This is a genomic window from Rhizobium sp. P2_G9, assembly GCF_056403475.1.
This window is the reverse complement of the sequence record NZ_JBFUFK010000055.1, coordinates 50620-64555: the sequence shown is the minus strand read 5'-3', so window position 1 is coordinate 64555 and position 13936 is coordinate 50620. Positions and strand designations below refer to the sequence as shown.

Sequence of the window (13936 nt, the reverse complement as noted above, 5' to 3'; positions counted from 1 at the left end):
ATGCCTCCTCGGAGGCTCCGGGGCCTGCTTCTCGTATGCCACCTGAAAGGTCGACATGCTGCGCTTTCTTCTCGTGCGGATCGCCTCCGCCATACCGGTCCTCCTGATCCTGAGCGTCGTGACATTCGGGATCATCAAGGCGCCGCCGGGCGACTATAGCGACTATATCCGCTCGCAGTTGATCAACCAGGGCGGCGCCTCGTTCGAGGCGGCGGATGCACAGGCCAAGGCCTATGCTAGGGAACACGGCCTTGATCGGCCCATTCCCGTCCAATATGTCAACTGGATGTGGGGCATCTTCACCCGCGGCGATTTCGGCCAGAGCATGTTCTACAACAAGCCGGTGGCGGATGTGGTGGCCGAGCGATTGCCGCGCACCATCCTGCTCGCGCTCACCTGCCACATCCTCGCGTCGATCTTCGGCATCAGCTTCGGCGTCATCGCCGCGACACGACAATATAGCTGGATCGACCAGTTGATATCGGCAGTTTCCTTCCTCGGGATGACAGTGCCGCGCTTCCTGATGGCGTTGATCATCGTCTATATTCTGGTGTTTCATCTCAATGTCAGCGAAGTCAACAGCTTCTTCTCCGCCAAATACGGCGGCCAGCCCTGGTCTTGGGACAAGTTCGTCAACCTTGTGCAGCATATCTGGCCGGTCGTCGCCATCGCGACCTTCGGCGGACTGGCCTACAATATGCGGGTGATGCGCGGTAACCTGCTCGACACGCTCAACGCCCAATATGTCGAGACGGCGCGCGCCAAGGGCCTGTCGGAGACGAGTGTCGTGCTCAAGCACGCCGTGCCGAATGCGCTGCATCCGCTGGTCATGTATCAGGGCGTGGTGCTGCCCTATATGCTGACCGGCGAGATMGAGACCGCGATCATCTTCGCCCTGCCGACCGTCGGCCCCGCAATCGTCGGCTCGATGCATGTCGGCGACGTCTATGTGACCGCGACATTCATGATGGTGCTGTCGGCGACGCTGATCGTCGGCAATATCATCGCCGACATGCTGCTCGTGGCCCTTGACCCACGCATCCGACTGGGAGCCAACTGATGACCATGCTGGCACCGCCGGAAAACACATTGAAGCAACCGCTTGCGGAGGCGCATGCGGACCACAAGAACGAGACCTATCTGGCGCTGGTCTGGCGTCGGCTGCGGCGCTCCTGGACGGGCATGTTCGGCCTTGTCCTGGTCGTGCTCCTGCTGATCATGTCGATCTTCGCACCCTTCTTCGCCCCGCTCGACCCGAAGGCCACCGATACCGGGTACGCGCCGCCCGACGGCATCTATTTCACCGGCAAGGACGGCGCCTTTTCTTTCCGGCCGCGCATCTATCCGCTGGCCGAGAGCGAGGATCTCGACCCCGTCACCTTCCAGCCGCTGCTGAAGCCGGATTATGATCACCCAACCGAGCTCGGCTTCTTCGTCGAGGGCGCAGACTATCCGGTGCTGGGCCTCTTCACCTTTAACCGGCATTTCTTCGGCGCGACCAATGGCGATCCGGCGCATTTCCTCGGCACCGACAAATTCGGCCGCGACGTGCTATCGCGCGTCATCTACGGCTCGCGCGTCTCGCTGATGATCGCGCTGACAGTCGTGTTCTTCATCACCGTCATCGGCACCACGGTCGGCATGGTCTCGGGCTATTTCGGCGGCCGGTTCGATGTCTGGATGCAGCGTTTCGTCGAGCTGGTACTCGCCTTTCCACAATTGCCGCTCTACCTGGCGCTCACGTCCTTGATCCCGGTGACGGCGCCGACCAATGTCTTCCTCGCCTTCGTCATCATCCTGCTCTCGGCACTCGGCTGGGCGCAGCTGTCGCGCGAGGTGCGCGGCAAGACGCTGGCGCTCGCCCGTGTCGACTATGTCAAGGCGGCGATGGCGATCGGCGCGAGCGATCGGCGGATCATCTTCCAGCATATTTTCCCCAACGTCATGAGCCATGTGATCGTCGCCGTGACGCTCAACATCCCCAATGTCGTGCTGCTCGAATCCTTCCTCGGATTCCTCGGTTTCGCGGTCAAGCCGCCGCTGATCTCCTGGGGCCTGATGCTGCAGGACACGTCCACCTATTCGGTGATCGGTTCCTATCCCTGGATTCTCGCTCCGGTCGGCGCCGTGCTGCTGACTGTCTTTGCCTTCAACGCGCTGGGCGATGGCCTGCGCGATGCCATCGATCCCTATTGAGGCGCCCATGTCGACGGAAGAATTCGTACCCCCAGAACGGCAGGACAAGATCGGAAGCGCCGAGCCTCCCATCCTCTCGGTCAAGAACCTCGCCGTCAGTTTCAAGGTCGAGGCAGGACAGGTTGAGGCGGTCAAAGGCGTGTCCTTCGATGTCTATCGCGGCGAAACCATCGCTGTGGTCGGTGAATCCGGTTCGGGCAAGTCGGTGACGGCCCGCTCGATCATGGGCCTGCTCTCCAAGCGCGCCTCGATCACGCGCGGCGCCGAGATCCATTTCAAGGGTCGCGACGTGCTGAAATGCTCGAAGAGCGAGCGGCGCGCGCTGCGCGGCGACCGCATCTCGATGATCTTCCAGGAGCCGATGAGTTCGCTCAACCCGGTCTATTCGATCGGCAGTCAGATCATCGAGGCAATCCGTGTGCATAATCGCATCAACCGCGCCGAAGCGCGCAAACGGGCGCTCGCGCTGCTGAACGAGGTGCGGATTCCCGATCCCGAAGCGCGGCTCGACCAATATCCGCACCAGCTTTCCGGCGGGCAGCGGCAGCGGGTGATGATCGCCATCGCGCTCGCCAACAATCCCGACGTGCTGATCGCCGACGAGCCGACCACGGCGCTCGACGTCACCGTGCAGGCGCAGATCCTCAACCTGATCCGCGACCTGCAGAAGACTCACGGCATGGCCGTGATGCTGATCACGCACGACCTCACCGTCGTCAGGCAATTCTCCGATTATGTCTATGTGATGCGCCGCGGCGAGGTGAAGGAACACAACACGACCGAGACCCTGTTCCAGAACCCGCGTCATGAATATACCCGCCATCTTCTCGGCTCGGAGCCGCGCGGACACGCCAATCCCATCCCCGACGACTCTCCCATCGTGCTCGAAGGCCGCAACGTCCGTGTCGCCTATACGCTGAAATCCGGCGGCTTCTTCCACCCGGAATATAAGGAATTGGTGGCGGTCAACAATCTCAGCCTCGCGCTCCGGAGACACGAGACGCTCGGCCTCGTCGGCGAATCCGGCTCCGGTAAAACGACCTTTGGCCAGGCGCTGCTGCGCCTGATCCACATGGACGGCGGCGAGGTGCTGTTCGAAGGCGCGCCGATCACCAAAAATTCGCGGGAGCAAATGCGGCCGTTGCGCAGCCGCATGCAGGTCGTCTTCCAGGACCCGTTCTCGTCGCTCAATCCGCGCATGACCATCGGCCAGATCATCGAGGAAGGGCTGGTGGTCAACGGTATCGGCGCGACCAAGGCGGAGCGCTTGGAGCGCGTCCGCGACGCGCTTGCCAGCGCCGGCCTGCCGACCAACATCCTGTCCCGCTTCCCGCACGAATTCTCCGGCGGCCAGCGCCAGCGTGTCGCCATCGCCCGGGCCATCGCCGTCGAACCGGAATTCATCCTGCTCGACGAGCCGACATCGGCGCTCGACCTCTCCGTCCAGGCGCAGATCATCGACCTGCTGCGCAAGCTGCAGGCGGAACGCGGCCTGAGCTACCTGTTCATCTCGCACGACCTCAAAGTGGTGCGCGCGCTGTGCCACCGGGTCATCGTCATGCAGCACGGCAATATCGCCGAGGAAGGCCCCGTCGAGCAGGTGCTGTCGAGCCCGCAGACGGACTATACCAGCCGGTTGGTCAAAGCGGCCTTTGATGTGAAGATCTAGGAACGGCAGGCCAGATTGCGCGTGACGCCTGGTGGTCATGCGCTCCAAGCTTCATCGATCGGATGGCCATGGTACCTGAAATGATTCAGGCATTGACGCTTGCCGCGCAGACGTTGGATATGTGCATGACGGGCTCACACGGAGGATTGGGTTCGATGCAGTCGCACAGCCTTGGAATCGACATCCCTGTCGGCCCAAGACCGGAATGGGGGAGCCATGAACTATTCTGAAACCGGCAAGCGTCTTTACGACGATCATCTGGCATCGAGGCAATTCGTGCCGCTGCGGGCAGATGATGGGGTGCGGACACAGAACGATGCCTATGCCGTGCAGGATCATTATGTCAGTCATATCCGCGATCAGGGCAAAGGCATCGGCTACAAGATCGGTCTCACATCGGCGAGAATGCAGAAGATGTGCAATATCGATTCACCGGTGGCCGGCGTGATCTTCGCCGACCGGGTGGAGCGGAATGGCGCTCACCTCAAGCGCCAGCTTTATGGCCGCCTCGGCGTGGAATTCGAAATTGGCGTGCGGATGGCGCGTGATCTTCATCCGTCGGAAGGCCCGTTTACCAGCCAGTCGATCGCATCGGCGGTCGGCGGCGTTTGCGCTGCCGTCGAGATCGTCGACGACCGCAATGCCGACTATGCCACGCTCGATGCTTTTTCGCTGATCGCCGACAATGCCTGGAACGCCGGCATCATCCTCAGCGATTGGCAAAGCCCCTGGCCGGAACTGGAAGATCTCAAGGGCACGGTCAGCCTCGATAGCCGGGAACTCGACAGCGGCTATGGCCGCGATGTTCTCGGCCATCCGTTCAATCCGCTCGCCTGGCTCGCCAATCATCTGTTTGACCGGGGCAGCGCGCTCAAGGCTGGCGACATCATCCTGACCGGCAGCCTGGTGACGACGAAATTTCCAAAACAGGCCGGCTCCTTCCGTTACGACCTGCAGGGACTGGGCGTCGTCACATTCGACGTGAAGGACTGAGCCATGGACCTCGGGCTTGCCAAGAAGAATGCGCTGGTGATGGGCGGCTCGCGCGGCCTCGGCTTTGCCGTCGCGAGCGAGCTTGCAGCCGAAGGCGCCACTGTCGCCATCTGCGCCCGCGATGCCGAGAGGGTCACCTCCGCTGCCGCCAAGATCGGCGCCAGGGGCTATGCAGTCGACCTCTCCAAGCCGGGCGAAGCCGGCCGCGTCGTCGAGCAAAGCGTTGCGGACATGGGATCGCTGGACATCCTCGTGGTCAATACCGGCGGCCCGCCGCCCCGCAAGTTCGGCGAGGCCAGCGAACAGGATTGGCGCGATGCTTTCGAGGGTCTGTGGATGAGCAGTGTCGGCGCGATCAGGGCGGCCCTGCCCTCGATGAGCGACAAAGGCTGGGGACGGATCATCGTCATCACCTCCGTCGCCGCGCGCGAGCCGATCGCCAATCTCGCTCTGTCGAACGGTTTTCGCGCCGGCCTGCATGGCCTCGTCAACACGATCAGCCGCGAATATGCGTCGAAAGGCGTGACGGTAAATGCCATCCTGCCCGGCTATACGCTGACCGAACGGCTGATCGAGGTCGGCGTCGACGAAGCTAAGATCTCGGCCCAGATCCCGGCCGGACGGCTCGGGACGCCCAGGGAATTCGCCGCCCTTGCTGGTTTCTTGGCGAGCGACCGGGCCAGCTATATCACTGGCCAGGCCATCGCCTGCGATGGCGGATTGTTGCATTCGATATAAGGGATGCGAGCAAAATAACGCCCGCGTCCCGATCAATTCGGAATGCGGGCGGATATCCCTTCTTCGCATTTGGCACGCCGAGGCGCCACTCAATGCGCCCCTGCCCGCCGCCGACACCGGCTTTTCTGGTGAACAGGACCGTGATCGCCGCAAGCGCCAACAGCACGCCAATCACGGCGAATGTGTCGCCGAAGCCCAGGATCAACGCCTGGCGCTTGACGATGCGACCGAGCGTCACGAACGCCTCGCTGGTTGCCTTGGCATGATCGGTGACGCCATGCGCCATGAAATAGGACGTCAACTGGTCGATGCGGGTCTGGACTTCCGCACGGCCGGCGGTGATCGACTGGCCGATAATGTTCGAATGGAACTGCTCGCGCTTGGTCAGGATGGTGCCCAGCGACGCCGTGCCGACCGCACCGCCGAGGTTACGCAGCATGTTGCTCAGCCCCGAGGCCGCAGCAGCATCGGCCGGCGAAATCGCGGCGGTGGTGATCGCGGTGATCGGGGTCAGCACCAGCGCCTGGCCGATGGCGCGGACGATGTTCGGAATCCAGAACTGGTCTCCGCTATTGTCGGCAGACAGCGCGATGTTCATGAAACAGCTGAGCGCGAAAATGCTGATGCCGACAAAGGCTATATAGCGCGCATCGAACCGCTTCATCAGCATGGGAACCAGCGGGATCAGCAGCAACTGCGGCAGGCCCGTCCAGGCCAGCACGCTGCCGATCTGCTCGGCATTATAGCGCTGCACTTGGCCGAGATATTGCGGCAGAATATAAACCGTTCCGAACAGCGCCACGCCGACCAGCACATTGACCACCACGCCGAGCCCGAAATTCCGTTCCGTCAGCAGGCTGAGCTTGACCAGCGGCTTCTTGACGCTGAGCTCGATCCAGATGAAAGCGGCAAGGAAAACAAAGGCGATGATGCTGAGTTTCAGGATGAATGGCGACGAGAACCAGTCGTCCTTGTTGCCTTCCTCTAGCACGGTCTGGAATGCCGCAAGACCGATCGACATGGTGACGATGCCGGCCCAGTCGCCTTCCCTGAGCAGGCCGAGCTTCATCGGCTGCTTGTCCAGAGTGGCAGCAAGCGCCAGGGTCATGATCGCGCTCGGGATGGTGTTGATGAAGAAAATGGTCTGCCAGCCGTAGTTCTCCGTCAGGTAACCGCCAATGGTCGGGCCGATCGCCGGCGCGAAGGTGACGGACAGCGCGAAGATAGCCAGCCCGATCGGCTGCTGCTGCTTGGGCAGCTTGGTCAGCACCATGGTGAAGGCCATCGGGATCAGCACGCCGCCGGCAAAGCCCTGTAATCCTCTCAAGACGATCATCGTGTTGAGGTCGTGGGCGAAGGCACAGGCCATGGAAAACAGCGGAAACAGCACCGTGTTGATCAGCATGTAGCGGCGAAACGAAAAGACGCTGCTGAAATAGGCCGTCAGCGGAATGACGATGATCTCACCGATCAGATAGGACGTGGAAATCCACGCCCCGTTGTCGACGCCGGTGCCGATGCCGCCTTCGATGTCCAGCAGCGAGGCATTGGTGATCTGGATGTTGAGGATCGCCATGAATGCGCCGATCATGCCGGCGAGGACGGCGATCCATTCCCTCGTTCCGGCTTTCGGAGTGGCCGAGGCGGGACGCACCTGGACATCAGCCGTGATTGCGCTGTTCGACATGACTTGATCCTCCCCGACCACGGGTCAAAGGTTTCTGTCTTAGGTTCTGGTATCGATGCTCGGCTCAACCGACATGCCGGGCCGCAACAGATCCGAGATCGCGGCATTGCGATCAAGGATGATCCTGACCGGGATGCGCTGTACGACCTTGGTGAAATTGCCGGTCGCGTTGTCCGGCGGCAGCAGCGCGAATTCCTGGCCGCTGGCCGGCGCAATGCTGTCGACATGGCCGTGATAGACTTGGCCGGGGAACATATCGACTTCGATATCGACGGCCTGTCCCGGCCGGACGTCGGTCAGTTGCGTTTCCTTGAAATTGGCGACGACATAGGCATCCTGCGTCGGCACGATGGTCATCAACTGCGTGCCGGCCTGGACATATTGGCCGGTACGCAGCGTCCGGTTGCCGACGACGCCGTCGATCGGCGCGATCACCTTCGAGTAGGAGAGGTTCAATTCCGCCTGATGCTGCAGGGCGTGGCTGCGCGACAACGCGGCTTGCGCCTGCGCGACTTCGGCCTGCAGCAGCACGACCTGCTTCCTGGCCGCCTCCAGCGAGGCGGTGTCTCTCGCGGTCGTGGCTCGGTTGGCGGCGAGCGACGACGAAGCCAGTTCCGCCGTCTGCACGGGCGCGATCTTGTCTACCGCGAGCTTGGCATAGCGCTTGTCGTTCTGCTCGGCGAACTTTTCATTGGCACGGTCGATGTCAACCGATGCACTCGCGGCAGCGATGACCTGCTGCTGTGTGGCCAGCGATGCCTTCTTCGCTTCAACGGTCGCCTTTGCGGCAGCCACGTCGGCTTTTGCCTGCTCGAGCGCCGTGGCATAGTCGGCGTCATCGATGACGGCCACCACCTGCCCTGCCTTGACCCGCTGATTATCGCCGACAAGCACTGTCTTCAGATAGCCGGACACCTTGGGTGCCACGGCGCTGCTATCTGCCTTGACATAGGCGTCATCGGTGGAGACGAAGAAGCGCCCGACGGTCCAGTATTGATGGCCGAAATAGCCGGCGGCGGCGATGACCACAGCAGCGGTCGCCATCAGCAAGCCCTTCTTGAGCCAACCCCTGCCGCGCGGCTTGGCCGGCGACTTGGTTTCCGCCGGTGGTGCGGTCGGTGCAACCGGTTCAGTCGTCCGCAAAGTGGCGCCCGCGTCCGCGCTCGGAACAGTGACTTGCTTGGCCGGCTCCGCTGCCTTGGCGGAGATCTTGTCGTTCAGTGCGATGACATTCTGTTCCATTTCCTTCGCTCCTGTTGGCGGGCGATGCATCGACTTCCGGACCATCGTCGGCGTTAAAGAAAATCTCTATTTTCCAAAATAAGAGCTTTTGCCCCGCAGTCAATGGAAATTTGGAAAATAATTATGTTCGTATTTATTTAAGCCGATAGCCGGCGTCATCATTTAAGGAAATTTGCAATTTTCCTAAATATGGTCTAAGACAGGTGAAACTGAGGAAACCGACATGGATATCCAATTGGAGCCAACCAAACGCTCACGCGGACGGCCACAGGTGCGATGCGACGACGACACGAAATCCATCATCATCGACGCCGCCAACGAACATTTCAAGAAAGACGGCTTCGCCGCGGCCAATATTACCGCCATCGCGCAAACAGCCGGTGTGTCGACCAAGACGCTCTACCGGCTGTTTCCGGCCAAGGGAGACCTGTTCTCAGAAGTCGTCGAACGCCAGATCGCCAGGTTTCTGGTCGGCATCGACGAACATAGCCTGGAAGACCTGACACCGCGTGAAGGCCTGGAAAGGCTGCTGATCGCCTATGGCCGTCTGACGCTCTCTCAAGATACGATCGCGATCATCCGCCTGGTGATGAGTGAATCCGCGAGATTTCCCGAGCTTGCGACAGTGTTTTACCATAGAGCCATCGTCCGCACCGCCCGAGCCATGGAACAGTGGCTTTCCACTCAACAAAACAAGAATGCCATCGCACTTGACGACGTCGCGATGGCGACCGGCATGCTGCGCGGCATGATGACCATGGAGCCGCAACGGGCCGTGATGCTCGGCCAACGCGGCGAAATCTCCGACGACGAGATCATCGCCCGTGCCCGTGCATGCTGCAAATTGTTCCTCGACGGCTGCGCTATGAGGTAACAGTGCAGCCAGGAGCGATCACACCGGTTTCTCTGCCACCGTCTCATCCGCCTCCATCGGCTCTTCCGACTTCCTGCGCCGCGCACGCAGCGTGACATAGAAGACCGGCGTCAGGAACAGGCCGAACAGCGTCACGCCCAGCATGCCCGAAAACACCGCCGTGCCCAGCGCCTGACGCATTTCGGCGCCTGGTCCGGTGGCGATCATCAGCGGCACGACGCCGAAGATGAAGGCAAACGCGGTCATCAGGATCGGCCTGAGGCGTAACCGGCAGGCCTCGATCGCAGCTTCGACAGCGCTCTCGCCCCTCTCCTGCGCCTGGCGGGCGAATTCGACGATCAGGATGGCGTTCTTCGCCGCGAGCCCGATCAGCACGATGAGGCCGATCTGGGTCAGGATATTGTTGTCCTGGCCGCGCAGGTAAACACCGATCAGCGCCGCCAGGATGGCGAGCGGCACGATCAGGATGATCGCCAGCGGCAGAACCCAGCTTTCATATTGCGCCGACAGCGCCAGGAACACGAACACCACGGACAGCGCAAAGATATAGACTGCCGTATTGCCGGTGTTCTTTTCCTGGAAGGCAAGCTCGGTCCACTCGAAGGTCGTGCCCGGCGGCTGCAATTCATGCGCCAGCGCCTCCATTTTCTCGATCGCGCTGCCGGTCGAAAAACCCGGCGCCGGATTGCCCTGCACCGGAACCGAGACATACATGTTGTAGTGCTGGACAAGCGATGGGCCGCTGGTGTCGCGGATATCGACCAGCGTGCCGAGCGGCACAAGTGCGCCGGTGGCGGAGCGCACTTTCAGCGCCAATATGCTCTCGCGATCGTTGCGGAAGCGTTCGTCGGCCTGTGCGCGCACTTGATAAACATGCCCGAACGCATTGAAATCGTTTACATAAGCCGTACCCAGATTGGTCGACAGCGTATCGAAGATATTCGGGATCGGCACGTTGAGCACGCGGGCCTTGTCACGGTCGATATCGAGGAAATATTGCGGGCTCGATGCCGAGAAGGTGGTGAACACGCCGGCCAGTCCCGGCGTCTGGTTGGCCTTGCCCATCAGCTGATAGGCGGTGGCCAGCACGCGGCTCATGTCGGAGCGCTCGAGGTCCATCAACTGTATCTTGAATCCGCCGCCATTGCCGATGCCGGCGATTGCCGGCGGCGGGATGGCGATGATGAAGGCTTCCTGGATGCTTTGCAACTTCATGTAGAGCTGGCCGACAATGGCGCCTGCGCTCTCGCCCTTCTTCAGGCGCTCCTCGAATGAATCGAAGGGCGTGAAGATGACGCCCGAATTCGACGCATTGGTAAAAGTGGCGCCGCTGAAGCCGGCAAAGGCGACCGAATGCTTGACGCCCGGAACCGTGTTGATGATCTCGGTCGCTTTCTTGATCACCGCATCGGTGCGCGACAGCGACGCTCCGTCAGGCAATTGCACGACGACGATAGCGTAGCCCTGGTCCATGCTCGGCACGAAGCCGCGCGGCACATTCGCGCCCATGAAATAGGTCGCTGCCAGCAGGCCCGCGAAAACCAGCAGCGATGCTGCGATCGCCGCCCCCGTCCCGATCATATGCCGGACGATCCAGGAATAGCCCGTGCTCAACCTGTCGAAGCCGTAGTTGAAGCCATCGGCCAAGCGTCTCAGTGGATTGCGGCTATGGTGTCCCTCCTCATGCGGCCGAAGCACGATAGCGGCGAGCGCCGGCGACAGCGTCAGTGAGTTGAACGCCGAGATGGCCGTGGCCACCGAGATCGTCACCGCGAACTGCCGGTAGAACTGGCCGGAAATGCCGGGAATGAAGGCCGTGGGCACGAAGACCGCAATCAGCACCAGCGAGATGGCGACGACCGCAACGCCGACTTCGTTCATCGTTACATGTGCTGCTTCGCGCGGTGTCTTGCCGAGCGCCAGATTGCGCTCGACATTCTCGACCACCACGATCGCATCGTCGACGACGATGCCGATTGCCAGCACCAGGCCGAACAGGGTCAGCATGTTGAGCGAGAAGCCGAAGGCGAGCAGGAAAGCAAAGGTACCGATCAACGATACGGGGATCGCCACGATCGGAATGATCGCCGTGCGCCAGGATTGCAGGAAGATCAGCACGACGATGGCGACCAGGATCGCTGCCTCGCCGATGGTCTTGTAGACCTCGCTGATCGATTCCGCGATGAATTCGGTCGGGTTATAGATGATGTCGTAGGTAAGTCCCGGCGGGAAATCCTTGGAAATATCCGCTATGGTCTTCTTGATATCGGCCGCGGCGGCCAGCGCATTGGTGCCGGGCCGGGCAAATATGCCGAGCGCCACCGCCGGCTTGCCGTCGAGATAACTGTTGGTCACATAGTCCTTGGCGCCCAATTCGACGCGCGCGACATCCTGCAACTGCACCAGTCGCCCATTGCCGCTCGCCTTGACCACCACATAGCGGAATTGCCGCGCATCGGTGAAGCGCCCCTGCGTCGTCACCGTATACTGGAACGCGTTGTAATCCTTGGTCGGCGGTGCTCCGATCAGGCCGCCCGACACCTGGACATTCTGGTCGCGCAGCGCCTGCACGACGTCGGACGCCGTCATGCCATAGGCCGACAGTTTCTCCGGATCGAGCCAGATGCGCAGGGAATATTCACGTTCGCCGAACAGCACCACGTCGCCGACGCCATCCAGGCGAACGAGGCGGTCGCGGATGCGGCTGCGGGCATAGTTGGAAACGTAGAGCTGGTCATAGCGCAGATTGGGCGACAGGATGTGGATCACCATCATCAGGTCGGGCGAGCTCTTGGCCGTGGTGATGCCGATGCGCCGCACATCCTCAGGCAAGCGCGGCTCGGCGATCGAGACGCGGTTCTGCACCAGCACCTGCGCCTTGTCGAGATCGGTGCCGAGCTTGAAGGTCACCGTCAGCGCCATCGATCCGTCCGCGGTCGAATAGGAGGACATGTAGAGCATGTCCTCGACGCCGTTGATCTCCTGCTCCAGCGGCGTCGCCACGGTATTGGCGATCGTCTCGGCGTCGGCGCCCGGATAGGCGGTGCGGATGACGATGGTCGGCGGGGCGATCTCGGGATATTGCGCCACCGGCAGCTGGAAATAGGCAAGCCCGCCGACAATCAGCAGCACGAAGGACAGCACCGATGCGAAGATCGGCCTGTCGATGAAGAAATGGGCGAACCTCATTGGGCAAGCTCCATGCTTGCCGCCTCCGGCGGGATATCGTCGCGCTGCTTCGGCAGCTCGATCATCTGCGGCGTCACCTTGGCGCCGGGCCGGGCGCGCATCAGGCCATTGACGATGATGGTCTCCGTGCCATCCAGGCCCTCGCGCACGACGCGGTAGCCATAGAGACGCGGGCCAGGCCGGATCGGCTTGGTCGAGACCGTGCCGTCAGCAGCGACCACATAGACGACGCGCTCATTCTGGTCCGAACCGATCGCCTCATCTGGAACGAGCACGGCCTTATAGGTATTGGAGGCCTGGACCTGAATGCGGCCGAAGAGGCCAGGCTGCAGGATAAGCTTCGGGTTGTCGAAACGGGCGCGCAGCCGCATCGTGCCCGTTTCCTTGTCGATCCGGTTCTCGGCGAAATCCAGCTTGCCCGCGAATGGCTTGGCGGTGCGGTCGGCGATCGTGACGAGAACATCGACGCCACCGCCGCCGAGCTGGATATCGTCGCCCTTGCCGCGCGCCGTGTTGGCGAAATTGAGCAAGCGCCGCTCGTCGACATCGAAGTAGAAATCGATCGGATCGAGCGTCACGATCGTCGTCAGGATCGATTGGTCGGCCTGGATGAGATTGCCGACCGAGATCAGCTTCCTGTCGATGCGGCCGCTGATCGGCGCGGTGATCTTGGTATATTCAAGGTCGAGCGCAGCACGGTCCGCCGTCGCCTGCGCGGCCCGGACATTGGCCTGCGAGGAGAGCAATTCACGCCGGCGATCCTCAAGTGTCGAGATCGACTGGGCGGCACTGTTGGACAGGCCCTCGGCACGCTTGTATTGCGCCTCGGCATAAGTCTCGCTGGCCTTGGCGGCATCGAGCTGCGCCTTGGCCTGATCGAGCGCGATGGTAAACGGCCGCTGGTCGATGACGAACAGCAGATCGCCCTTCTTGACCAGTGATCCATCGGTGAAATGCACTTCCTGCAGATAGCCGCCAACGCGAGCCCGGACAGCCACTTCATCCACAGCGTCAAAACGGCCAACGAATTCGTCATTGTCGACGACATCACGCACGACCGGCTTGGCGACAGTCACCGGCGGCGGTCCCTGCTGCGCCGAAGCAGGCACAGCCATCAGACAAAAAAACAGCGGAAGAAGTAAATTATAGGCCGAAAACAGACACTTGCGCATTCCCATACCCCCACGTGTGAGATCAGGCCGTCGGCAATCAAATCCAGCGCGTAGAACATGCAAGCCTCGGAGGAAAATTACAAGTGGGCATGTTGCGGTGCGGGATTGTCATCACAGAGGACGGCTATCAGCGCCTCGCCTTTGGGGACGGATCACGCAAAAATGGCAGATTGATA

General features: G+C 61.4%; 9 protein-coding genes and 1 pseudogene. 6 read left to right on the top strand and 4 right to left on the bottom strand.

The genetic code is table 11. From position 1 onward, the window contains the following. Positions 1-55 precede the first annotated feature (55 nt). The 5 genes from AC1DYF_RS33835 (at position 56) to AC1DYF_RS33815 (ending at position 5596) form a co-directional block, all read left to right on the top strand. Complete coding sequence (locus AC1DYF_RS33835) at positions 56-1060, top strand: ABC transporter permease (protein WP_477882420.1); 1005 nt, start codon at positions 56-58, stop codon at positions 1058-1060. Between the two features lie 5 nt (positions 1061-1065). After that, entirely contained in the window at positions 1066-2196 is a 1131-nt protein-coding gene (locus tag AC1DYF_RS33830; protein ID WP_477882463.1) for an ABC transporter permease, read from the top strand. Positions 2197-2203: 7 nt separating this feature from the next. Continuing rightward, complete coding sequence (locus AC1DYF_RS33825) at positions 2204-3865, top strand: ABC transporter ATP-binding protein (protein ID WP_477882418.1); 1662 nt, start codon at positions 2204-2206, stop codon at positions 3863-3865. A 216-nt stretch (positions 3866-4081) separates the two neighbouring features. After that, on the top strand, positions 4082-4858 hold the full coding sequence (locus AC1DYF_RS33820; protein ID WP_477882417.1) for a 2-keto-4-pentenoate hydratase: 777 nt from the start codon (positions 4082-4084) through the stop codon (positions 4856-4858). A 3-nt stretch (positions 4859-4861) separates the two neighbouring features. Next, positions 4862-5596, top strand: coding sequence for an SDR family oxidoreductase (locus AC1DYF_RS33815; protein WP_477882415.1), 735 nt, complete (start codon positions 4862-4864; stop codon positions 5594-5596). Positions 5597-5693: 97 nt separating this feature from the next. Here AC1DYF_RS33815 and AC1DYF_RS33810 read toward each other — a convergent pair. Beyond that, positions 5694-7283 (bottom strand): annotated as a pseudogene (locus AC1DYF_RS33810) (DHA2 family efflux MFS transporter permease subunit); the annotation flags it as partial. A gap of 39 nt (positions 7284-7322) precedes the next feature. After that, on the bottom strand, positions 7323-8525 hold the full coding sequence (locus tag AC1DYF_RS33805) for an HlyD family secretion protein (protein ID WP_477882413.1): 1203 nt from the start codon (positions 8523-8525) through the stop codon (positions 7323-7325). A gap of 223 nt (positions 8526-8748) precedes the next feature. On the opposite strand from AC1DYF_RS33805, the gene AC1DYF_RS33800 reads away from it, so the two are divergent. Then, positions 8749-9399, top strand: coding sequence for a TetR/AcrR family transcriptional regulator (locus AC1DYF_RS33800; RefSeq protein ID WP_477882412.1), 651 nt, complete (start codon positions 8749-8751; stop codon positions 9397-9399). Between the two features lie 18 nt (positions 9400-9417). Here AC1DYF_RS33800 and AC1DYF_RS33795 read toward each other — a convergent pair whose 3' ends face one another. Then, a complete protein-coding gene (locus AC1DYF_RS33795; RefSeq protein WP_477882410.1) occupies positions 9418-12588 on the bottom strand; it encodes an efflux RND transporter permease subunit in 3171 nt (1056 codons plus the stop codon). Then, complete coding sequence (locus AC1DYF_RS33790; protein WP_477882408.1) at positions 12585-13703, bottom strand: efflux RND transporter periplasmic adaptor subunit; 1119 nt, start codon at positions 13701-13703, stop codon at positions 12585-12587. Before AC1DYF_RS33790 ends, AC1DYF_RS33795 begins: the two co-directional genes overlap by 4 nt. Positions 13704-13936: the final 233 nt, after the last annotated feature.